Annotated in this window: 22 protein-coding genes; 4 read left to right on the forward strand and 18 right to left on the reverse strand. The window is 43.2% G+C overall.

What is annotated here, in order from left to right; genetic code table 11:
* Positions 1-843: 843 nt before the first annotated feature.
* The 9 genes from AB4493_RS16475 to AB4493_RS16515 all read right to left on the reverse strand — a co-directional run bounded on the left by AB4493_RS16475 (position 844) and on the right by AB4493_RS16515 (position 9464).
* A complete protein-coding gene (locus AB4493_RS16475; RefSeq protein ID WP_004731009.1) occupies positions 844-996 on the reverse strand; it encodes a YoaH family protein in 153 nt (50 codons plus the stop codon).
* 41 nt (positions 997-1037) lie between these two features.
* A complete protein-coding gene (locus tag AB4493_RS16480) occupies positions 1038-2186 on the reverse strand; it encodes a conjugal transfer protein TraF (RefSeq protein ID WP_372155450.1) in 1149 nt (382 codons plus the stop codon).
* A 50-nt stretch (positions 2187-2236) separates the two neighbouring features.
* Positions 2237-3124 carry a DUF2861 family protein gene (locus AB4493_RS16485; RefSeq protein ID WP_029235234.1) on the reverse strand — a complete coding sequence of 296 codons (888 nt, stop codon included), beginning with the start codon at positions 3122-3124 and terminating at the stop codon, positions 2237-2239.
* On the reverse strand, positions 3124-3783 hold the full coding sequence (gene vxrB / locus AB4493_RS16490; protein ID WP_017060099.1) for a response regulator transcription factor VxrB: 660 nt from the start codon (positions 3781-3783) through the stop codon (positions 3124-3126). The genes AB4493_RS16485 and vxrB overlap by 1 nt, the downstream gene beginning before the upstream one ends.
* Complete coding sequence (vxrA, locus tag AB4493_RS16495) at positions 3758-5230, reverse strand: sensor histidine kinase VxrA (RefSeq protein WP_372155452.1); 1473 nt, start codon at positions 5228-5230, stop codon at positions 3758-3760. Before vxrA ends, vxrB begins: the two co-directional genes overlap by 26 nt.
* A gap of 289 nt (positions 5231-5519) precedes the next feature.
* A complete protein-coding gene (pntB, locus tag AB4493_RS16500) occupies positions 5520-6917 on the reverse strand; it encodes a Re/Si-specific NAD(P)(+) transhydrogenase subunit beta (protein ID WP_017064580.1) in 1398 nt (465 codons plus the stop codon).
* Between the two features lie 10 nt (positions 6918-6927).
* Positions 6928-8475 (reverse strand): Re/Si-specific NAD(P)(+) transhydrogenase subunit alpha, encoded by a 1548-nt coding sequence (gene pntA, locus AB4493_RS16505; RefSeq protein WP_017060103.1) that lies wholly within the window; start codon positions 8473-8475, stop codon positions 6928-6930.
* 300 nt (positions 8476-8775) lie between these two features.
* Positions 8776-9057, reverse strand: a complete 282-nt coding sequence (locus tag AB4493_RS16510) for an HlyU family transcriptional regulator (protein ID WP_004731023.1) — start codon at positions 9055-9057, stop codon at positions 8776-8778.
* Between the two features lie 38 nt (positions 9058-9095).
* Positions 9096-9464, reverse strand: coding sequence for a late competence development ComFB family protein (locus AB4493_RS16515; RefSeq protein WP_017060104.1), 369 nt, complete (start codon positions 9462-9464; stop codon positions 9096-9098).
* Between the two features lie 476 nt (positions 9465-9940).
* Between AB4493_RS16515 and AB4493_RS16520 the strand changes: the two genes are divergently transcribed.
* Complete coding sequence (locus AB4493_RS16520; protein WP_032546996.1) at positions 9941-11182, forward strand: GGDEF domain-containing protein; 1242 nt, start codon at positions 9941-9943, stop codon at positions 11180-11182.
* Positions 11183-11326: 144 nt separating this feature from the next.
* On the opposite strand, the gene AB4493_RS16525 is transcribed toward AB4493_RS16520, so the two are convergent.
* Complete coding sequence (locus AB4493_RS16525; protein ID WP_372155454.1) at positions 11327-12337, reverse strand: Solitary outer membrane autotransporter beta-barrel domain; 1011 nt, start codon at positions 12335-12337, stop codon at positions 11327-11329.
* A gap of 78 nt (positions 12338-12415) precedes the next feature.
* Positions 12416-13387: a diguanylate cyclase gene (locus AB4493_RS16530; protein WP_170791831.1), complete on the reverse strand. Its 972-nt coding sequence runs from the start codon at positions 13385-13387 to the stop codon at positions 12416-12418.
* Positions 13388-13518: 131 nt separating this feature from the next.
* Here AB4493_RS16530 and AB4493_RS16535 point away from each other — a divergent pair, with 131 nt between their 5' ends.
* The gene (locus tag AB4493_RS16535) at positions 13519-13956 is read left to right on the forward strand and encodes a DUF3069 domain-containing protein (protein ID WP_017060108.1); all 438 of its coding nucleotides are present in this window, start codon (positions 13519-13521) and stop codon (positions 13954-13956) included.
* Between the two features lie 311 nt (positions 13957-14267).
* Here the strand turns inward: AB4493_RS16535 and modC are convergent, their stop codons facing one another.
* The 4 genes from modC to AB4493_RS16555 are packed head-to-tail and all read right to left on the reverse strand — an operon-like array spanning position 14268 to position 18351.
* Positions 14268-15374, reverse strand: a complete 1107-nt coding sequence (gene modC / locus AB4493_RS16540; protein ID WP_017067812.1) for a molybdenum ABC transporter ATP-binding protein ModC — start codon at positions 15372-15374, stop codon at positions 14268-14270.
* Positions 15371-16069 carry a molybdate ABC transporter permease subunit gene (gene modB, locus AB4493_RS16545; protein ID WP_017060110.1) on the reverse strand — a complete coding sequence of 233 codons (699 nt, stop codon included), beginning with the start codon at positions 16067-16069 and terminating at the stop codon, positions 15371-15373. The genes modC and modB overlap by 4 nt, the downstream gene beginning before the upstream one ends.
* Positions 16070-16828, reverse strand: coding sequence for a molybdate ABC transporter substrate-binding protein (gene modA, locus AB4493_RS16550; RefSeq protein ID WP_017060111.1), 759 nt, complete (start codon positions 16826-16828; stop codon positions 16070-16072).
* A 56-nt stretch (positions 16829-16884) separates the two neighbouring features.
* Positions 16885-18351, reverse strand: a complete 1467-nt coding sequence (locus tag AB4493_RS16555) for a cobyric acid synthase (protein WP_017069093.1) — start codon at positions 18349-18351, stop codon at positions 16885-16887.
* A gap of 294 nt (positions 18352-18645) precedes the next feature.
* Here AB4493_RS16555 and AB4493_RS16560 point away from each other — a divergent pair, with 294 nt between their 5' ends.
* On the forward strand, positions 18646-19023 hold the full coding sequence (locus tag AB4493_RS16560) for a YgiW/YdeI family stress tolerance OB fold protein (RefSeq protein ID WP_048608277.1): 378 nt from the start codon (positions 18646-18648) through the stop codon (positions 19021-19023).
* Positions 19024-19121: 98 nt separating this feature from the next.
* Positions 19122-19646, forward strand: coding sequence for a hypothetical protein (locus AB4493_RS16565; protein WP_017060115.1), 525 nt, complete (start codon positions 19122-19124; stop codon positions 19644-19646).
* A gap of 137 nt (positions 19647-19783) precedes the next feature.
* Here AB4493_RS16565 and AB4493_RS16570 read toward each other — a convergent pair whose 3' ends face one another.
* The 3 genes from AB4493_RS16570 to AB4493_RS16580 form a co-directional block, all read right to left on the reverse strand.
* Positions 19784-21391 carry an ABC-F family ATPase gene (locus AB4493_RS16570; protein ID WP_080582218.1) on the reverse strand — a complete coding sequence of 536 codons (1608 nt, stop codon included), beginning with the start codon at positions 21389-21391 and terminating at the stop codon, positions 19784-19786.
* Between the two features lie 324 nt (positions 21392-21715).
* Positions 21716-22402: an ATP-dependent zinc protease gene (locus tag AB4493_RS16575; protein WP_017069095.1), complete on the reverse strand. Its 687-nt coding sequence runs from the start codon at positions 22400-22402 to the stop codon at positions 21716-21718.
* 11 nt (positions 22403-22413) lie between these two features.
* A complete protein-coding gene (locus AB4493_RS16580; protein WP_372155456.1) occupies positions 22414-23598 on the reverse strand; it encodes an amino acid aminotransferase in 1185 nt (394 codons plus the stop codon).
* Between the last annotated feature and the right edge of the window lie 202 nt (positions 23599-23800).

Raw genomic sequence — 23800 nt, forward strand, 5'->3', positions numbered from 1 at the left:
AGCAATAAAATCGAATGGGCTACCAGTTATATATCAAGGAACGCTCAAAAGTCCGCGCAGAGGAAGTCTAAAGAAAACATTACGTTAGACGGAATTTACGCTGAGCTTAGTGCTTAAGGTTCTGTCTATGAGCACCCGTTAGATTCTTAAGTGCTGACCAAACAAGCCCATAAGCTTTGCTGTCTCGTCAGAACTTAAATCGATTCGTATGCCTATAAGCGCGCTCTCGCCATCTGCTATAACACCGTTTGCTACAACACCATCTGTAATAACGTCATCAATAGCATTCTCAAATTGATACGCGCCGCATTCCTTAATCGACTTCTACACAACACCTTACGCCTCGTAAGCTTTTTAAATACTTATTCTGTAAAGCACATATGTGGCAACGAAGCTTGCTCTAAGCGGTGGTAAGCCATTCGCGGTATCGGTTTTGAACATTACCGTCGTTACTTATCTCGCACTGTTTTTAGATGAAATCCTCATTTGTCTGCTTCTGAACATTCATACACTCGTATCCGCTAAAAATAGAAGTAACAACGTCACCAGCCTTAAAAAACACCATATATTTAAACACTTAGACGTGGTGACATAAATACTGACACCTAAAATGGCGATTGTTTTACTTTCAGATCTTGCTGTAATTTAATTACAACCCAAAACCAAGGAAAGCCTGAAAAGTGGATTATTCCGACATAACTTACTGAATAAACGGAGTTTAATGGTTTTGGATAGGTCGGGAATTTAGGGTAGCTAAAGAGTTGGTATGTACGAGATAATATACTAGAGGGTAATATATTTAGTTATAGTGCACTAAGGTGTTAAAAAAGAAGGGCTGATACCCTACTCTTCTTTATTACTCATTTCTTCACGAATTTGCTCAGCAACGATTTTAATCGCTTGTGCTGTGCTGATGCCCTGAGTCATCATTTCTTGAATTCGTTCAACAGCTTTCTGTTGTTCTTCGTGAGAAAGGGTTGGTAAGTCGTTTAGCATGCTCTGCTCCTTTATTTAAGAGCAGAACTATATAAGGACTGTTAGTAACTAGCAAGGAAATTGATTGATGCACCCATTGCATTTTCATTTGTGTAGTTAGCACTTAGATCTAGCTGAAACAAGTTCAATGGCGAGATACCAACACCAGCTGTCACTGTTCCTTCTGAATCAGAGTAAGCCAGGTTCTTGTAATACCCTCCCCTTAGCTTAAGCTGACGTAACAGGTCGACTTCTGTACCAACACGAATCATCTGTTCGTTGTCCTCGAACGAAGTAAACTTCTCTGTCTCGTTTAGGTCGTAATCAACACTCAACGTAAAGTAATCAGAAACGATACCTGCACCCACTGTGTATACCGGCTCTAGTTGGTAAGTGTATTTACCACCAACTTGGTGTGTCGCACTACTTGTGCTGCTGGTAAGTGTTCTTGTTGTGTCTTTTGTTTCGATATCTCTAGAGATCAAGTTAGTTGCTGCAACACCTACTCGGAACGGGCCGAAGAACCAAAGTGCACCGGCATCCATGTTGAATGCAGTGTCGCCATCGCTGTTTTCTCTAACGTCGGACAAATCGTAATCATTAACCGACGCAACATAGTTATACGTATAAATGCGTTGGATCTTAGGTGTGATACCAAATGAGATGTGTTGACCCATAAAGGTTTGGTATTTTGCTAAAGAAAGGCCAACTTCTGCTACGCCTATTGAAACCGCTTCAACAGTAGACAATTCTACTTTGTCTTCATCTGAACCTGTCGTGTAAACGTTAGGAGTCGCAAATGATTCTGTATAGGCTTTAGCGAAAAGGTTTGCCGCGACAAACTGGTTCGGAAGAGCAAACGCGACAACACCACCAAGTTCTACATTAGCTTGGTTGCCATCAAGTTTATTGAGCGCTGCATCTAAGTCTGCGGTGTTTGACGCATCAACGACACTATCGACATTCGATTTCATGTCGTTAGGGTCATTATAATTACCGCCGAAACTTGGCGTGATCATTCCCATGTCATCATTACGACGATAAATGGCAACAAGTGCTGGGTTATAGAATGGAGCAGTTAGGAAGTTTGCTGAAACAACACCAACACCACCCATCGCATCACCACGCGCTTCAATGGCGTAGTTTGCTGCTGAAAGAGGAAGACTGGCGAATACAATTGACGCTGCGAGTAGTTTTGTAGTTTTTTTCATGCCGTTTATCTTTGTTAGATCCCTTACATAGTTAACGGCACAATTTTAAATTACTTTAACTCTTCTTCGCTAGAAATATCATAAGTTTTGCTGATAGTTTGTGCTTGTTCTATCGCTATGTCGCCTTGCCAGCGTGAATGCACCATTGAAACCGCTAAAACATAGCGATCATTAGGAAGTTCTTCACCAGTAAGGTTCATTGGATAATCAGATTCGTAGCTCTTGCCCCAGACCTGTTCATAGTGTTCATCAACGTAATCGTACAAACCGATTTCGAGCTTAGGGAGCGGACAATAAGGATTGAGTAGTTCTTTTTTATCGATTCGCCACGTGTCTTTTGATGCCCAGCGAACTTGTTGACGCATGGCAACTTCACCCAAAACAACCCAAGTGCTCCAAGACTTTCCGCCATCACCTTTAACGCTTAAACGGTATAAACCGGATTCAAGTTGAGAGGCTAAATTGTAACGCTTGCGGTATAGACTCACCGATGCGTTGTTAACCACTTCACTGTCTTTGGTTAACTCACTGTCCGAAGAAACGATCTTATCGACCCACTTCTCGAAGGTAATGTCTTGAATGTTGTTTTCGGATTCAACATTAATCGATACACGAAAGGTATCTCGGCCAGGGCTTTGAATGATGTGTCTTTTAACGACGACTGAACTAATCCAATCTGGGAGTGTTTTTCTGGTGAGAGTTTTACCACAATCTTTGTTCAATGCTTGATCGAACAGTTCATTGAGGTGATCTTCTCGTGATTGAGACGAGTTGATTTGCCAAACTTCCACTAATGAGTCAAACATCTGAGGTAAATCATTATCTAGCAGATGTTTATGAACTTGAGTCAGAGCATCGCTGCTCTTAAACCAATCCGTTGCTTGCGCGGTATTCGCTACGCAAGAAAACATTAATAGTGGAAGTAAGGCTATTCTCATTACGCTTTCATCTTGTAACCAACGCCACGCAGCGTTTCAATTTCTAGACCCGGCAGTTTCTGTCTTAGTTGCAGAACGTGCGTGTCTACCGTACGTGTTGTTGGGAAATGGTTGTAACCCCATACATGGTCAAGCAGTTCATCACGTGTAAACACACGTCCAAGGTTACTTGCCAAGAACAGTAGAAGGTCAAATTCAGTGCGCGTTAACGTTACTTCCTGTTCATTGAAAAACACTTCACGTGTCGCTTTATCGATAACAAGATTCTGAGCGATAACTTTTGATGCATCTTGTTCTTCAGAATCTGGCAGGCGAAGTTGAGCACGAATTCGAGCAAATAGCTCAGCCTCTGCGAATGGCTTTGTTAAGTAGTCGTTTGCACCTGAATCTAGGCCCGCTACTTTGTCTTTTACTGTCACGAGAGCCGTCAGCAAAATAACTGGGATATCTTTCTTTTTCTTCCAACCTGGAAGTGAATCTACTGAGTCGCCATCAGGAAGTTGACGGTCTAGAATCACTAGATCCGCTTGTTCCCAGTAGCCTTCAACTTCAGAGATCAGTTCTGCATGCAAACATTCATATCCAGCTTGCTCAAGGCTAACTAATAAACCGTCAGCTAAATTTTTATCATCTTCAACGAGAAGCAATGTCTGTTTCACAAGGTATCTCCAAAATAAATGTTGTTGGGGGGCCGATAAGCGTCATGTGACCGCCCATTTTTCCAACCATAGATTCCACTATCGTCAGACCTAAACCGAGTCCACTCTTACTTACGAATGGCTTTCTTAGTTGCCCCCAATCTTTGCGAGACAAGTCTCCATTATCTATAACTTTGAATGTCAGCTTCTTGTCAGAAGTATTCAGTTCTAGAATTACTGGAGCCACACCGTATTTCACGGCATTTCTGATTAGGTTATCGATGCACGTTCCCAACCAATATACGTTCACTTTTGCAGCTATATCTTTGTTTACACGGAGTTCAATCCCCGGCGCAAAGTCTTCTTCAACTTTGTATTGGAGCCACTCTTCAACACTTGACACCCACTCTGTTGCGAGCGGTTGATTATCTGATTGCAGGTAATCTTTACTTGCTTCCGCCAACTGTCTTAAACGGCGTGTATCTTCACACAGCCTACGGAACTCATCATATACCGATTCTGGTAAGTGTTCGAACTCACGCCTGAACCCTTCCACCGTCAATGACAAACTCGCAATCGGCGTTCTTAATTCGTGCGTTAGGATTTGAAGAACCAGCATGCGACTCTTCATCTCTTGTTTCTTGCTGTTCCAGCGGTAAATCGCCCAACCTAAGACAAGCATGATGTTGGCAATAACCAAGATAAACATGGCGACTTGCAGAAGCTCTGAATGATCTTCTATTTCCCAACACACATTACCACGCTGGACAAAGCAGCTTTTACCTTCTGAAGACAAGCTAAACGATAACCCAGCAAGCGTGGCATTTTCGTTCCAGACTGATTTTTTATACAGGTAATATCTGTCGCCGCGTTTTACCCACATCTCATCAAGCTCAACAAACATACTGGCACCCGCTAACAGCGCGGTGATTGCTTCGCTATCCATTTGTTGCAAGCGAGACAGTAGTTCATCGTGTTCGGTGTTTGGTCGCTCTTGAATATGCATAAAGCGCTTCAGAGAGTCGAATTTTTCTGGGTACTTCTCAACGTATCGTGCCGCATAAGAACCGCCGCCAGGGTGAATCAAACCACTACGGCTAAACCAACGGTCAGAAAGCTTGGTGCCTTTACACATTGCACGAGTAAAAACTAAAGGCTCAGTAATCAAAGGGCTTAACGGCAGTTTACCACTACAGGTTTTTGATAACTGGTACAAGCGCTGAATGTCTTTTAACGGGTACTCTGCTGTTTGTGGCAGCATAGAAGACGGCATGATCAAACGTGTTGGATAATCAGCCTGTAGCACTCGAATATCGTAAGATTCGATTGCCGTTTCATGATCAAAGAGTTTGGTGAAATTATCGATACGCTCAGGTAAAGAGTCAGCAAATGCGTTTGCAGACACAGACAACGTAGCGATAAGAAGAGTAAATGTTCTTTTGATGATCACAAACCAACGCAAATTCATATAGATCAACCAAATATATACCATTCGCTATCAAAGATAAATTTTTAACCGCATGAAAAACATTGAGAATGGCGAGCTACAGAGATAAAGGCCAATATATTACGGCCACATTGTACATACGTACTAGTAGGCTGATTGGCAAGCCAAACCTCAATTGCGACAAGTTTTGCATCAGGCTTCGTCAACTTCGTATCAACTGAGATCACACATAGAGTCGCTTTCGTAAGATAAAAAAAGGAGCTCAAATGAGCTCCTTATCGAGTTGTTACATATTGTTTAGAGGTGATCTCTATAGATGTTCTAAGATACTTAGACAACTCTTTTTAGCATCGCCAAACAGCATCTGCGTGTTCTCTTTGAAGAACAGTGGGTTTTGCACACCGGCGTAACCTGTGTTCATCGAACGCTTGAATACGATAACATTCTGAGCGTTCCAAACTTCAAGTACTGGCATACCAGCAATTGGGCTGTTTGGATCTTCAAGTGCTGCAGGGTTTACGGTGTCATTCGCACCAATTACCAATACAGTATCTGTCTCATCGAAGTCATCGTTGATTTCGTCCATTTCTAGAACGATATCGTAAGGCACTTTCGCTTCAGCAAGCAGTACGTTCATGTGACCCGGTAACCTACCAGCAACTGGGTGGATACCAAATCGAACATTAATGCCCTGCGCTCGTAGCTTCTCAGTGATTTCATGCACTGGGTATTGTGCTTGAGCTACTGCCATGCCGTATCCAGGAGTGATGATTACTGACTTAGAGTTTTTCAGCATATCAGCCACATCTTCAGCTGATGTTTCGCGGTGTTCACCTTGCTCTTCATCGCCATCAGACACAACCACTTCTTGGCCGAATCCACCAGCAATAACGCTGATGAAAGAGCGGTTCATCGCCTTACACATAATGTAAGACAGAATCGCACCCGACGAACCAACCAATGCACCAGTTACGATAAGCAGATCGTTTGCAAGCATGAAACCTGCCGCTGCTGCTGCCCAACCAGAGTACGAGTTCAGCATAGAGACAACTACTGGCATATCTGCACCGCCAATCGATGCCACTAGGTGGTAACCGAATGCGAATGCGATAAGTGTCATCACCATTAGTGCGAACATGCTGCCGTCTGCTTTAACGAACATGATCATCAGCAGTGTAGAAACTACGATAGCCGCTAGATTCCACTTGTGCTTATGAGGGATGTTCAATGCAGACGAAGAGATAACGCCACGAAGCTTACCAAACGCAACAATAGAACCCGTGAACGTCACCGCACCGATAAACACGCCAAGGAACACTTCCACTAGATGGATAACGTGCTCTGCATGAATATCTGCAGGGTTGATAGAAACAGCAGCAGGTGGATCGATGTAGCTGTTGTAACCTACAAGTACTGCAGCCATACCTACGAAGCTGTGCAGAATTGCAACCAGCTCTGGCATTTCAGTCATTTCTACTTTTCTTGCGTAGTGGATACCAATACCACCACCGATCACCATAGCAATGATGATCCACACAATACCAGCAGAGTGAGGGCCAAAGATCGTTGCGATCAACGCGATTGCCATACCCGTGATACCGTAATAGTTACCTGCACGCGCAGATTCCTGTTTCGATAACCCAGCCAAGCTCATAATAAAAAATACAGCAGCAACAATATAAGCTGCTTGTACTAATCCTTCAGACATCTGTTACTCCTTAGTCTTTACGGAACATTTCAAGCATACGTTTGGTCACGGTAAAGCCACCAAAGATATTGATACTTGCAATTAATACGGCAATAAATGATAAGAACGTGACGACGCCACTTCCTTGCCCGATCTGTAACAGTGCACCTACTACAATGATGCCTGAAATAGCGTTAGTCACGGACATCAAAGGCGTATGCAGAGAATGGCTTACATTCCAAACTACGTAATAACCCACCACACAAGCGAGAACAAAAACGGTAAAGTGAGATAAGAACGCAGCTGGAGCAACCGAAGCTACCCAAGCGAATGCACCAACAGCTACCGCCATACCCGCCGCTTTCTTAATCGGAGAAACAGGTTCTTCAACTTTAGGCTCTGGTTTGGCCGCTTTTGGCTTAGTTTGTTGTGGTTGAGCTGAAACTTGAATTGGTGGAGCTGGCCAAGTGACCTCGCCCTCTTTAACGACAGTAACACCACGCAGAACAACATCTTCAAAGTCGATATTGATGTTGCCATCTTTCTCTTTGCAAAGCAGTTTCAAAAGGTTAACTAGGTTCGTTGCATACAGTTGAGATGATTGAGTCGGCAGTCGACCAACCATATCAGTGTAACCAACCACCTTCACGCCATTAGCCGTTGTAATGACTTGATCCGCAACCGTGTATTCACAGTTACCGCCATTGGCCGCCGCAAGGTCTACAATCACACTACCTGCACTCATGCTGTCTACCATCTCTTTGGTAATCAGCTTCGGAGCCGGGCGACCTGGAATCAGCGCCGTAGTAATGATGATATCAACGTCTTTTGCTTGAGCTGCATAAAGCTCTTCCGCTTTCTTATTGAATGCTTCAGACATCTCTTTTGCGTAGCCGTCACCAGCACTGGTGTCTTCCTTGAAATCCACTTCCAAGAATTCAGCGCCCATCGACTCAACTTGTTCTTTAACTTCAGGACGAACATCGAATGAACGAACGATCGCACCTAAGCTACCCGCAGCGCCGATTGCCGCTAGTCCAGCAACACCAGCACCTGCAACCAGTACTTTTGCTGGTGGAACTTTACCCGCAGCCGTAATCTGGCCCGTGAAGAATCGACCAAACTCATGCGCCGCTTCAACAACAGCACGATAACCCGCGATGTTTGCCATAGAACTCAATGCATCTAACGCCTGAGCTCTTGAAATTCGTGGTACAGAATCCATCGCCATCACGTTGATGTTACGACTGGACAATTGTTCCATTAACTCTGGATTTTGAGCAGGCCAAATAAAGCTGACCAATGTTGCGCCATCTTTAAGAAGATCGATTTCATTTTTAGACTCGTCAACGATCGGAGCGTTAACTTTAAAGATAATATCGGATTTCCAAGCTTCATCTGCGGTGACAACTTTTGCTCCAGCTTGTTCATAAGCTGCATCTTCAAAACTTGCTAACGCACCTGCTTGTGATTCAACACAAACTTCAAATCCTAATTTTAGAAGCTGTTCTACCGATTTCGGCGAAGCAGCGACTCGCGTTTCACCAGCGAGCGTTTCTCTTGGTACACCAATTTGCATAGCTATTCCTTGACTATTGGCACGAATGACTTATTCGTTTGTATCTAACGACAACTAATACTTCAAGCGTTTTGTTCAAAGAACAGGAAAAGTTATTACTTATAACGATTTGGATGGAGTTTGAGCGCTTCATTTGGATAAATGACGACCGTCTCGAACGAAGAGGTCAAACCACTTGCAAATAATCCTTTTAATAACAACTCACTAGCTGTTCTTTGTCCCTAAAACTAAAAAGAGCTTTCAGCATATACACTGAAAGCTCTCTAAATTATGACCAACATCAATTCTAACCCTAATTGGCTAGCTAAATATATTGTCGCCCATTTGGTCGATGAACATCTGCGATTTTTTGAGCATCAATTCGTCGGCATCTTGTTTGTTTGAAACAACATCTGAACGAATAAAACGGTGAGTTTTGATTTCACCATCGAATTCTTTCTCGATTCGCCCAGCAACACGGTATTGACCAGATTCTGCAATGGCATCTTGATAGATATTGAAACCCTTATATTCGACTGGCTCAATCTCTACTTTTTGTTCGGTTTTTTCTTTGCCACCAAATAATCTAGAAAAGAATCCCACGTTTTTACTCCTTAAATGACCGTATTCACCCTAAACTATCATGACTGTTTACGGTTCAACAACGGCTTTTCATACCATTGCAATTCTACGTCATCGTCAAAATTGTGTTGACTAAATATAACAGGCACATTGTCATCACGTTCACGTCTTCGATCGTCAATAATCATACTTTCTGCATTTTTGACCGCGATCTCACTATTGCGTTTATAGAGCACCAATTTGTCTTCTGGCAATGCTGACAGAAAATCGATATCAAAACGAATATAGATAGGTTTTAGCTGACCCAAAGCCAAGCACGCGAGATCGGCCAACTGTTCGTTGGTATAACTAGACACATATTCCTCGGTAGCCAATACATGACCGACCAGAGTTTCCATATAGTTATGTACATCAACACTAATTTGCATACCACACCTCCATTTGTAGCGGTTTTTCTAGTCGCAGTCGTTTCTAAAGTCACTTGAAACCATGCAATTCCTAATAGCTTTCTATAACTCAGTTATAGGTTTTACTGTCCATAGTTGAAACTTAGGCATTATTTAATCTTACTCTGACTTCATTACAGATCTTCGTCGCTTAATGAAAAGGTCACTCAATGATAACTGATCATCAAGCCCTTTAAGTGACAGCGCCAACGTAAGAGCAGCAGAGCAGATTTTGTTAAGTATCTATAACGACTAATTAATTTCTCATATATACTGTGTAGTTCGTTCTAAGGTTAATAGCAACTCAAAATACATATAAAAATGATTGCACCAATAGCGACCTATGACTATGTTTTTGCTCTAATTTAGGTAAAAAGCTTGGCAATCGCTTGTTTAACCGTATCCTACGCATAGTATTAAATAATAAGATCATCAATATAGTTAGGCTCACCACATAAATGGCATCATCTTTTGTAACGTCGAGCATGTTTCGATTTTGCTTCCCTTTAGTCCTGTTAACAATTTTGCTCGTTGGTATGGACAACGTCATTCTCGTGACGGACTCAAATTTAGGGTTTGCTAGCAACCTCCCTTACATTTTATTGAGCGTTGCGGTTCTGCTATGCCATACGTTCAGACAAGGTCGAATGGCGATGGTATCGGTGACCATGCTTGTCGCTTATCTGATCATCCAAGTTCGCTTACAAACGCCTCTCAATACTGGCACAACGCTATTAGAGCTCTCGTTACTTGCGGCATTAGTACCTGTCACTTGCTTACTTGTTTATGCCTTCCCTGATAACGGCGTAAACTCAAAGTCGATGCTGCTCTACGCCATCGTTCTTGTTCTGTTTATGGTGTGGGCACAATTGATCGTCTCTCACTTCCATGCCGGCGGTTTTGAATCATGGAGTGATGGTCTTCTATTTATTGTCAGAGACTTCTCCAAACTGCCTTTTGTTTTAGTGCTGTATAGCCTTTGCTTGCTTGGCCTTACTGCCATTCTCGTGTTGGTGTATAACCGCTCTATCGATGTTGTGGTTTATAGCGCTATCCTGCTTTCTTCTTGTACGTTCATCTTCTTCGATATTCAGTACATCTCGAGCACCATGTTCTCGCTGTCAGGCACACTGATCATCGTCTATGTGATGTCTGCTAGTCATGATATGGCCTTTAACGACCAACTGACTAACATTCCCGGTCGACACGCCTTAGAAGTCGATATGAAGCACTTGGGGCGTAAGTATTCGATGGCGATGGTCGATATTGATCACTTTAAACAATTCAACGATACCTACGGACATGACATTGGCGACGATGTGTTAAAACTGGTGGCACGCATTCTGAGGGAAACCACAGGCGGCGCTAAAGCTTATCGCTATGGTGGAGAAGAGTTCACGATTATCTTCAAAGGAAAACATTCGGAACAAGTTAAAGAGCACCTTCAAGCTCTGATTTCCGAGGTTCAAAACTACGACATGACGATTCGTAATAGTCATGAACGCCCCGACGATCATGAAGTGGGTATGAAAAAGCGTGGCAAGAAAGGCAAACCATCGGAAGTGGTGAATGTGACGGTGAGTATTGGATTGTCTGATAGTACAACCACCAGACATCCTGAAGAGGTGTTGAAGCTTGCTGACCAAGCGCTGTATAAAGCGAAAGAAACCGGTCGAAACAAACTGTGTATTGACCGTTAACAATAGTTGATAGCGAAAGATATTGAGTGCTAGAGATCTAAATAGCTTAAGCCATTAATAGCGATCTGCTTCAATAACTATCACTTCCAAGTTCAACGAGCCTCATTGATTTGAGGCCGTATGGGCTTAACTGGAAAAAAGAGCTTAATCTTGGTTGAAGAATATAACCAAGCTGCCACCTTTTAAGCTACTTCCGTAGTTAATCGTAAAACCTATTCCCACGTTATCGACCCACTCATTAAACAGGTTTGGGTTAAGCAACCAACCAACACTGCCCTCGTAGTAAGATGTGGTGCCCATAGATGCCACGGTGTCACCACCAATATCAATTCGTCTTATACTCGAGTACATCGAAGTGATGTTCTTATCCCAACGCACGAGATCATAGAAAACCTTGGCTTCATTGGCGATATACCACCCTTCAGGATGACCGACATTGCCATTATTCGCCTCGCCCCAGCCGATGCCATTAAAGTAATGCCAACTGGTGCTCAATTTATACTTTCCCCAGTCATTCTTATCTTCGTACATCAGCTTGATTTTAGGCTCGATGATGTAAGCCCAAGCATCAGTATTGAGATATACGCCATCCAGTTGGTCTTGAATAGGCTTTAGCAACGAAGCGCGATATTCATAATCATTGCGGTAGTAAGAGATGTGGTTACCGATTGCAGAGCTGAAGCTCCAATATTCGTCTAGCTTGGACACATTCGCGAATTCGACGTAGCCAGACACTACCGACTCTTTTTGAAAATCGTTTCTGTTTGCTGCCGCGTACTCGACATCGTTCTCGATTCGCAATGCAGACAAGCGTAGCGTCACCTCTTGATGGTTGTCTTCGATGTAACTTGGTAATTCAAATGTGTAAGGCAAACTCAGGGAGGTGATGTTTTGGCGACGACTTACCGAATCATTCGAACCGATGTCTTCATTGTCCAAACTAAACACTTTATTGGGGTCAAAGTTATTGATACCAAAAGTGAAAACATCGGTGTCGTTGAGCAATACACTGGTGGCAAAGCTCTGCTCTAGATCCTTTCGAAAAAGATCAGATAGCGTATTGGCATTAACAGTGGTCGCCAAAGCGGTAAAAAATAGAGGAACCGCAAGCGTCCAAGATGTGTTAGTCATAGAAAATGACTTCGAATGTGGCATTTCTTTTATCACTTAAAGCACTTCCTAGCTCAAACGCTATTAGAAGTATAAATTCAAATATCTAAAAGAGCTCGCCAACTAACGCGCAAGCTCCAAAATGTTACGTTGTACAAAGGTATTTCTACCACTTTGCTTCGCTTGATAAAGCGCTTGATCGACCTTTTCGTAAATAGACGCAATAGATTCGCCACCTTCTGGCACAAATGACAACACACCTTGTGACGCTGTCACTCTATCCGATACCGTTGAGTGTTCATGAGCGTAGTTCATCTCATGCAATGCCTCTTTAACTCGAGTCGCGTGTACCTTAGCGCCTTCACTGTCTGTATCGCTAAGAATCAGAACAAACTCTTCACCGCCATAACGACCTACAAATTCTCCCGCACGAACAAACAGCTGTTTCAAGGTATTAGCAAGCCCTTGTAAGCACTTATCCCCTTGAATATGACCATAATTATCGTTGTAAGGCTTAAAGAAGTCTACATCTAGAAGTATGACTGTCATGGATATATTACGTCTTCCGTGCCACGCTATGCTCTCTTCAAGCTTAGTATCCATATATCGACGGTTATACAATTTGGTCAGGCCATCTTCGTTGGCTTGTTGCTGCAGAAGGATGTTCAGTTCTTCGAGTTTGGCTGTGCTTTGTTTTAGCTCTCGTCTCATGTGCGCGATACGTTGCATCGCAATCAGCTTAGAATTCAAAACAACCTTGTTTACTGGCTTGATCAGGTAATCATCGCCACCAGCGTCAATCGCTTTTGCGATCATCTCAGGTTCTTCGTGACCACTAAGAAAGATGATGGGAACCCATTCTGGGAATCGGCTTCGAACCTCATTCGCCACTTCAAAACCATCCATATCAGGCATGCTGATATCAAGTAACACGAGTTCAGGATCAAAATCAGAATAAACACTCAGGGCTTCTTTTCCGCTACCGACAGCTTCTACAATATGACCCAGTTGCTTGAGTCGGATAGCAAGTTGCATCCTGTCTAGTTGAACGTCATCAACCAGCAATATGCGCATTGAAGATCCCTTTTCTATCATCACATCACCTTTATCTAGTGTTGAATATTCAAAGTAGCTCAAATTTGGGCTTAAATCATGCCCTAATCTCTATATTATATTGACTTTTTTACAGATCTTTTTAGCATTGTTTCTTTTTAAAGAGAAATACTATGTCAGACGCTACAAACAACGAACAACAAGAAATCGATTTAACCACCATCTCACCAGAACTTCGTCAAGTTATCGAATTTGATGGCGTACCAAAAGAGATGCACTTTATGGTTACTTCTATTCACGAAGTGTCTGAAGAAGCAGTACGCGAAGCTTGGGATAGTCTTCCAGCAAGCGCACAAAATGTTTTAGACAACTTCGAGCAGTTCCACGCTCTAATCTCAGTTAGCCAAGCTTTCGCTGGTGTTAACGTGATGGAAGAGTTCCCTACTCTTAAACTTCCAGAAGACATGTCTGACGAAGAAAAAGAAGAGTACCGTGCTCAACTGCTAGACCAAGTTCTACACAACTGTGTAAAAGACATGGTTAAACAAATCAAGAAAGCTCGTCGTGATGCAATCTTGAAGCGTGATTTCAAAGAAGTTTTTACTAAGTAAGTCGCTAGTCGCCTAAACTAGGCTAAGCGCTAACAGTACTACTTAGAATTAAGCCGCATGTTTCTTTAAACACGCGGCTTTTTTATATCCGCTATTTTCTGTTCGTCGATCGTTACGTCTGTATGTTCTTGTTGCTAATGTTCATATGATTCGACAAATCATATGCTTTAACACTCATATAGTGTGGCGCAAAACTGGCAGTTATACCGTATAAAAATGACGCATGTATCCATTCATGGAATCAAGATCGAATTTTCAGAACCTATAACAGGCAGTATCGCGGCAATATCGAAAAACTGACCTTGTCAGGTTTAATGCGTTACCGCGATATCTCTTTGAGCGACACTCACACCTTTAATTTGAGCGTAAACACGCTGCCCGATTTCTAGATTTAACTCATCCAGCGCCCACAATGTAATGGTTGCCCATAGGTAGCACCCAGACTCTAACTCTAGCTCGACCGCGACACTCTGCTTATTTGTGCCTTGTTGGTGCGTCTCTACGCTTTTAATGGTGACAGGAAGGATGTTACGTATAGAAGTCCCTTTCGGCCGTTCTAGCGTGATAGAGACATCATTTGCCCTAACTTGCAGCCTCACTGTCGTACCAAGCTCACTCGATACTTTCTGAACCCATAACGACGTCGACTTTCCTAGCATCAGGCGAGACAGCGCATAATCGTCATTGTGTTCCGCTAATGTCGCTTCAAACAACGAGCTTTGCTCTGAGAAAGATTGCCAAGGTTGCATGGCTCTCGATGCCCAAACCTCTTCCGTCACACCCGACGAAATCACTTTGCCTTGGTCAATAATCACAAGGTGATTTGCCAAGCGTAAAATTTCATTGAGGCTATGAGTGACATAGATGATCGGTATTTGGACGGTTTCGGATAAGTTTTCCAGAAATGGCATCACTTCGCGCTTACGAGGCAAGTCGAGAGACGCTAAAGGCTCATCCATCAACAAAATGCTCGGCTTTGATAACAAAGCGCGGCCAATCGCCACACGTTGCTTCTCACCGCCAGACAAACGAGCTGGGTATCGGTCAAGCAATGAACCCAAAGACAACAGCGAGACTATTTGCTCAAAGTGCGCTTGATCGACGCTTTTCATACCGTATTTAAGGTTCGCTGCCACCTTCATATGTGGAAACAATCGCGACTCTTGGAACACATAACCGACGTTGCGTTTGTGAGTCGGCAAATTAATGCCATTTTCACTATCGAACAGTGTGGTTCCAGATACGCTGATCAGACCTTTATCGGGCTGTTTAAGGCCACTGATTGCATTGATAAGTGAGGTTTTACCCGCGCCAGAACGACCAAAAATTGCCGTAATGCCGCTACTTGGTAATTCCAAGTCGATATCAAAGAACGTTTCACCAAGTTGTTGTTGATATTGGAGGATCAAAGCACTCATGCATTGCCTCCCAAGCGTTGTGCTGACTTTTTGTTGAGCCACTCAGATAGCATCAATGAACCCAGCGCTATCACAATAGAAATGACACACAAACGCGCGGCTTCCATTTCAGCGCCAGGGGTTTCAATAAAGGTATACATAGCCAAAGGAATGGTTTGAGTTTCACCGGGAATATTTGAAACGAAGCTGATGGTCGCGCCAAACTCCCCTAGGCTTCTTGCGAATGAAAGCATGGTGCCGGTAATGACCCCTGGGATCATCAAGGGTAAAGTGATCGTGAAAAACACACGAAGAGGTGAAGCGCCTAATGTAGCAGCCGCCTCTTCAAGCTTACTGTCTACGGTTTCTAGGCTCAATCTAATAGAGCGAACCATCAGCGGCAACGCCACAACCACACAAGCGAGTGCCGCGCCCTTCCAGCTAAAGCTGAATACAATACCAAACACGTCATTGAGCCACGAACCTATGATACCTTGCCTGCCCATCATCACTAGCAGTAAATAGCCAATAACCACAGGTGGAAGTACCAAAGGTAAATGGACAATACTCTCAACAATGCTCTTACCTACAAATTGTTTCTTAGCAAGTAGCCATGCTAAGCCAATACCGATAGGGATAAGCCATAAGATTGCAAACCCAGCGACTTTTAAGCTCAGCATTAAGGCTTGGTATTCGTATTCCGATAAATACATCATTTAACGCACTTCAAATCCAAAACTGTTCAAGGTGTCTTTCGCTTTTTCGCTCTTTAGGAAAGTATAGAACTCTTCTGCCACAACTTTATCACTCAACTTCGCTACAGGGTAACGTATTGGTGTGTGCAGATCTGATGGGAAGGTCGACACTAGGTTTACTTCTTTAGAAAGCAACGCATCCGTTTTGTAGACAATGCCAAGCTTAGCTTCACTGCGCTCGACTAAGGCTAAGGCCATACGAACATTGTTACTTGGTGCCAATCGAGTTTTCACATCGTCCCATACACCTAACGTTTCTAACGCTTCTTTTGCATAGATACCAGCAGGAACCGACATGGTGTTACCCACTGCAAGCCTTTCATTAGTAAGCAGTTTAGCCCATTGTTCACCTTTTGATAGGTCTAACGTTACCGATGTCTCTTTAGGAGCAATCAGCACCAGTTCGTTTTCACATAGGTTTGTGACATTGTCACTATAAACCAATTTACGATCGACTAAATGCGTCATCCATTTCTCATTTGCCGAGATAAAAATGTCTGCTGGTGCTCCTCTTTCGATTTGTCGCACCAAAGACGACGTACTCGCGTACACAGGAATCACATCGACAGAATGGTCTTTCTCAAACTCTTCAACCAACAGATTAACCGCATTGGTCATCGACGATGCAGCGTAAACTCGTAGCTTTTCCGCAGCAAAAAGATGACTAGAACTCAATGCCGAAGTTAAAGCCATGGTTAAAAGGAAGACTCGCTTTTTCATTGTTATCACTTATCTATTGTTCGTTTAAGTTCTTTAGCTAACTTCTAAATGGCGGCTTAAGCTGTTAACTCTGGCCAAAGCAGATCAAGATTTAAGTACTCTTCGATGGCATCAGCGATTCGATTAATACCCAGCTCTTTAAGCTGTTCGTGGTCAATCGCGGTCACATCGTTGGCTCCTGCCCATTCGCAAATAAGCGACAACGCATCACTGTTGTCGAATACGCCATGCAAGTAAGTACCAAAAATCGAGTTATCTTGATTCACAGCGCCATCTAGGCTGCCAGATTCTAACTGAACCGGTAAGGCTGTTTCTTTGACATCAGTCCTACCTACGTGGATTTCATACCCTTTTACTTGTGCTGTTTTGCCATCCAGCGTCATGGTGCCGCGTACGTTGGTTAAGGTTTTCTGCTGTGTAAGGGTCGTTTCAGTATCCAGATACCCTAACCCTTCGCTGCTGCCGGGTTCCCCTTCAACGCCATCAGGATCGTGGATGATGTTACCTAACATTTGGTAGCCACCGCAGATACCCATCACTTTGCCGCCTAAGCGCAGGTGGCGTTGAATATCTTTATCCCAGCCTTGTTCTTTTAGGTAATCCAAATCTGCTCTTACCGACTTTGTACCCGGCAAGATAATTAAATCAGCATTGTTTACACGTTCGCCTTTACCGACATAACGTAAATCAATCGAAGGATTCAATCTTAACGCGTCAAAGTCTGTATGGTTGCTGATTCGGGTTAGCACTGGCACCGCCACCTTAAGCTTAGCTTCTCCGTAAGACTCTTGAGCAGAGGTAATGGCATCTTCCGCTTCTAAGTTAAAACCATGCAGATATGGCAACACACCAATCACAGGCTTGCCGGTTTTTTCCTCTAGCCAATCTAGGCCAGATTGAAGCAGTGCGATATCGCCTCTAAAACGATTTATCACAAAGCCTTTTACACGAGCTTGTTCAGATTCAGACAATAGAGCTAATGTCCCGTAGAGATGCGCAAAAACGCCACCACGGTCAATATCAGCAACGATGATCACAGGGATGTCCGCTTTCTCAGCAAATCCCATGTTAGCGATATCATTTTCACGAAGATTGATTTCGGCTGGGCTCCCCGCACCTTCAATCATCACGCTTTCATATTCTTCAGAAAGTCGGTCAAACGAATCGATAACTGTATCCATCGCCACTTTCTTGTAATCATGATAACCCGTCGCTTCCATGTTGCTCAGCGCTCGGCCTTGCAAAATCACTTGCGCGCCGGTATCTGAGTTGGGCTTTAGCAATACAGGGTTCATGTGAACGGTTGGCTCTATATTACAAGCTTGCGCCTGAACCGCTTGAGCACGGCCAATTTCGCCACCATCTTTTGTCACAGCACTGTTCAACGCCATGTTTTGTGGCTTAAAAGGTGCCACTTTGATTCCTTTCCTTGCCAAAACACGGCATAAACCTGCCACCAAAACACTTTTTCCGGCATCTGACGTTGTCCCTTGAACCATAAGGGCACTTAATGGTGCTCGCATTTGTACTTAAATCCTTAATTTCTTAATTTCTTAATTTCTTAATTTTCAATTTATAGCTGTGGGCAATATTTCTCTGCGACCATCTTAACGTCATTGCCGAGTAGATGCTCAATAAAATGAATGGAAAATGAATGTGTTACTCACTCTGGATTCAACCCCAGTGTTGTTTAATAGCTCCATCGAAACGAAGCTTGTGAACGATAACAGACGCTTCAACAAAAAACGTACTAACGAAAAGAAACGTTTCAAATTCAGAAAAACGTTTCTACTAAAAACAACATTAAGGGATTCACCATGAAAAAAACTGTATTAGCTATCGCATCTACTATTATCCTTGCTCCTACTTTCGCAATGGCTAGTGACCACAACAGCAACAAGCACGAAAGCGCTATTGCTTATACTGGCCCAATTGAAACCGTTTCTGTTGCGACACTACTTGCCGACACAAGCATGTTCGCAGAGCAAGAAGCAATTGTGGATGGCAAGATCGTTCGTCAACTTAAGAATGACACGTTTGTCTTCTCTGATGGCCAGAGTGAAATTCAAATCGAACTTGATGATGATATCCGCCTAGCACAACCACTGACCGCTGATACAAAAGTTCGTATCTTCGGTGAATATGAAGGTGGTAAGACACCTGAAATCGAAGTGGACCACATCCAGGTTCTATAAGCGATTAATATAAAAATACCGACTTCAAATAATTGGCCTGCATATTGCAGGCTTTTTTGTATTATACTGCCGCAAAATACAATTTATATGGAGTCACCATGCTAGGTTGCACGAATAAGACTGTCCTTTTAGGACTCGCTGCACTGTGTTCATTCTCTGCGTCTGCAAACAACTTTAACTACAACACATTCGAGCTGCGCATGGGTACTAGCCCAAGTACTTTCGGTGGTGAAGTCACAACAATGTTCACTCAGAACTCTCATTTTGTTGCTCGTATCGATTCAGAATTTGAAAGTGATTGGGATGCAGCGGTAGGTATGGGATTCAACGGCCCAATCAGTCAATTTGCTGACGTTACTGGCCAAATGTTACTGCACAACATTGAACGGAATGACGATAACCACATCAAAACAGAAATTAACCTTGGCTTGAGAGCTTGGTTAATGGCAAACGTTGAAGTTAACGCACGCCTTGGTCAACTGATCGACAACGATGACACTCGTTCAATTTTGGGTATCGGTGCTCGTTTCCATTCAACTGATCAACTGTCTGTTGGTCTTGATATGCGCAATAACGGCACATATGGCCACCAAATCTTAATGTCGGCTCGATTCGGATTCTAATCTAGATTTCAATTACTGAGTAATAAATAGCTAAACGTATTACATAGAAAAGCCCCGAACATATTAATGTTCGGGGCTTTTTTGTTTGTTAGTTTCGCTGGCTTTTAGTCGTTCACGACCTGAGCCAGCGACTTGCTTTATAAGCTAACCATCAGCATCTTTTTCTGGTGATCTAAGTACTCTTCATAAGTACCTTGGAAGCTCACTAGCTGTTGATCTTTTACATCGATGATGTGTGTTGCTAATGAAGAAACGAACTCTCGGTCATGGCTTACGAAGATAAGCGTGCCAGTGTAAACCTTCAACGCGTCGTTCAGGGCTTGGATTGCTTCCATGTCCATGTGGTTGGTTGGTTCGTCCATTACAAGCACGTTGATGTCTTGCATCATTAGCTTGCCGAATAACAGACGGTTCTTCTCACCACCAGAACAGTTACGCGCTTTTTTGTTCGCATCGTCAGCAGTAAACAATAGGCGACCTAGAATGCCACGTACCATAAGGTCATCGTGCTTCACTGTGCGCCATTGTGAGATCCAATCGAAGATGCTCAGGTCGTTATCAAAGTCAGACGTACTATCTTGTGGGCAGTAGCCTACAGATGCGTTTTCAGACCATTTTACGATACCTTCGTTTTGCTCTAGCTCTTGAACTAGGCAACGTAGCAGCGTGGTTTTACCTACACCGTTCTCACCGATAACCGCAAGACGAGTACCCGCTTCAAGCAGCAAGTTACCACCGGCAAACAATGTTTCGCCATCGAAGCCGTGACCAAGGTCTTGAAGTTCAAGCGCTTGACGGTGTAGTTTCTTACCTTCGCCAAAATCAATAGATGGGCTCATACGGCTCGATGATTTCACTTCATCAAGCGTGATCTTATCCATTTTCTTGGCACGAGAGCTTGCTTGTTTTGCTTTAGATGCGTTAGCACCAAAACGGTTTACGAAATCTTGAAGCTCGCTGATTTCAGCCGCTTTCTTAGCGTTGCTTGCTAAAAGCTGTTCACGAATCAAGCCAGATGCTTCTAGGAAGTACTCGTAGTTACCAGGGTAGACACGTAGCTCACCGTAGTCGATGTCTGCCATGTGTGTACACACAGAGTTCAGGAAGTGTCTATCGTGCGAAATGATGATCATTGTACATTTACGCTGGTTTAGCTCTTCAGCAAGCCAGTTGATCGTGTGAATGTCCAAGTTGTTGGTTGGTTCATCAAGAAGCAGGATATCTGGGTTTGCAAACAGAGCTTGTGCCAATAGCACACGCAGTTTCCAACCTGGAGCTACTTGCTGCATCAAGCCGAAATGGAACTCTTCTTCAATACCCGCTTGAATTAGGATGTCGCCAGCACGGCTTTCTGCTGTGTAGCCATCCATTTCCGCGAATTCGCTTTCAAGCTCAGCGACTTTCATGCCATCGTCTTCGCTCATTTCTGGCAAAGAGTAAATGCGGTCACGTTCTTGTTTTACTTCCCACAGCTTTCTGTCACCCATGATCACAACGTCGATAACGCTGTACTGTTCGAAAGCGAACTGATCTTGGCTTAGCACACCCAGCTTTTCTCCTGGAGTGATAGAAACGTTGCCCGAGCTTGGCGTTAATGCGCCACTTAGGATTTTCATGAACGTTGATTTGCCGCAACCATTAGCGCCGATCAAACCATAACGGTTGCCGTTACCAAATTTAGCAGAGATGTTTTCAAACAGCGGCTCTGCGCCAAATTGCATTGTGATGTTCGCGGTAGATATCAAAGAACTAATTCCTAAGCGTGTACTGACAGATAATTATTAGGCTATTTCAAGAACCTAAATAAGAAGTACGAAAGTATGGATTAAACAAAAATCGAAGCGCGGATTATATAGAGATCTCGATCACGTTGTCGAGGCTAAACAGTAAACGAATAGTAAACATAGACCATTTAGATGCTTTTCATACGTTATGGGGTGTAAATAAAAAAATCCCCACCAGCAGAACTGGTAGGGATTTCATTTATCAACACTAAAAGTCTTTTAAGCCCGTCACCTTTGAAACTATAGCTCTTCAAAACGAAAAGCTTTGATGACGAGCAGAACTTGTTATTTAGTAATTTTCTTCTGAACGTATTTTTTGCTCACGTCGACAACCGCAACATCTCTAAAGAAGCTTCTACCCAACAGAAGTGGGAAAGAAAGATGCGTTCGGTCGGCTAGCGTAAATTCAGTTTTGTCTTTTAGATCGCCAATTTGAATCGAAGCTACAACCACAGCGCGTCGTTGTGTGCCTTCTGCGCTTGATTGCTTGATCTTAACCCAGCGTTCTACTGGTAAGCTGATCTCTTCAGTTGTAATTCCGTCGTGTTCAATCTTGAACTTAACCCAGTCTTTGCCGTCACGTTCAAAATCAACAATATCAACTGCACTGATTGAAGAGGTTGTTGCACCGGTATCGACACGTGCTTTAAACGCTTCTTTTAAACCAGGAACAAACACCCACTCTTCTTCACCAAGAATCAGTTTGCCGTCACTTGTTTTTCTAACCTTCTCTACTGGTTTTTCAACAGGTGCAGGTTTTACTTCCGGCTCAGTTGGTTTTACTTCTTCAGGCTTCTCAGTAGGTTCCGTTACTTTCTCGCCTTCTGTTGCGTCAGTTTTTGAAGAGTCATCCACAACAGGTTGTTCGATTTGAGGCTTTTGCTCTGGCTCAACAGGAGCTTGAGTTGTAGCCGAACAAGCAAACAGGCCACCACTTAGCATTAAAACTACAATCGCTTTCCAATTATACATTCAGTCACCTTCTATTTTGAAACGTTTGCTATCGCTTTTGCTACATAAGGAATATGAGATTCGGAAAGGCCTGCGATATTGATGCGTCCATCACCAACACCATAGACTCCATATTCTTCACGTAATTGATTCATTTGAGTTTCTTTAAAGCCTAGTACACTAAACATGCCTTTATGGCTTTCAATGAAGTCAAATTGTGGCGTGTTATAAGTATTTCGCAATTCATCACATAAACTTTGGCGCAGATTTAACAAACGTTGCTGCATTTCACTCAATTCTTGCTTCCAAATCGAGGTTAGCTCTTGATTCTGAAGAATTGTTTTAACCAAAGCTGCACCATGATCTGGCGGCATTGTGTAAGTTGAACGAGCAAGCGTTAGAAGCTTACCTTTAGCATTGCCAACGTGTTCGCTGTTTTTGCCAATCACGATAGCGGCACCCGTTCTTTCACGGTATAAACCGAAGTTCTTCGAGCAAGATGTCGTAATCAACATCTCTTCGACGTTGTTAGCCATGTGTTGAAGACCTTTTGCGTCTTCTTCTAAGCCATCACCAAAGCCTTGGTAAGCAATATCAACGAACGGCAAGAAGCCATTTTTCTGCGATAGTTTGGTAATTTCCTGCCACGCCTCAAAGTCGATATCCGCACCCGTTGGGTTATGACAGCAACCGTGCAGTAGTACCACATCTGATGGACCCGCTTTTGAAAGGTCATCCAACATTCTTGCAGTATCAACTTGCTTCGTTTCAGGACTGAAGTAATTGTAATATCGAACTTTTAAGCCTGCCGCTTCCATCACCGGTTTGTGGTTAACGTAGCTTGGGTTTGAAATCCAAACCGTGGTGTCTGGTTGAGAAACTTTCATTAAGTCACCCAACATGCGAAGTGCACCACTTGCACCCGGTGTTTGAATCGCAGCAACGCGATCCATTGCAGAAGTCCCTTTAAGCAGCAGATCAACCATGCTCTGGTTGAACTCTTCACAGCCTGCTAGGCCAACGTAAGCTTTGGTTTTCTGCGTTTCAACAACGATATCTTGAGCCATAGAAACGGCTTTCATGATCGGAGTTTCGCCTTGATCGTTTTTGTAAACGCCAATGCCTAAGTCGACTTTATCAGTACGAGTATCGCCGCGGTAAGCAACAGAAAGAGATAGAATTGGATCTAAAGTTGGTTTTGGTAGATGTGAAAACATGAAAGTCACAACCCTTTGAAATTCAAGTAATGACCTCCAAGTTATCATTTTATTTACAATTTAAGAAACAGAAATTCATCAAAGTTTTGATTTTTAGGAGATAACTCTAGTTGAATCCAGTACATCCTAGCAATCCCTACTCCAGATAGTTCAATATTCCATCAATTTACAAATTTAACTACGTCATAAAATAAAAAAGCCT

This window comes from Vibrio sp. 10N.222.55.A1 (assembly GCF_041473835.1).
In the GTDB taxonomy this organism is placed as follows: Bacteria; Pseudomonadota; Gammaproteobacteria; order Enterobacterales; family Vibrionaceae; genus Vibrio; species Vibrio crassostreae_C.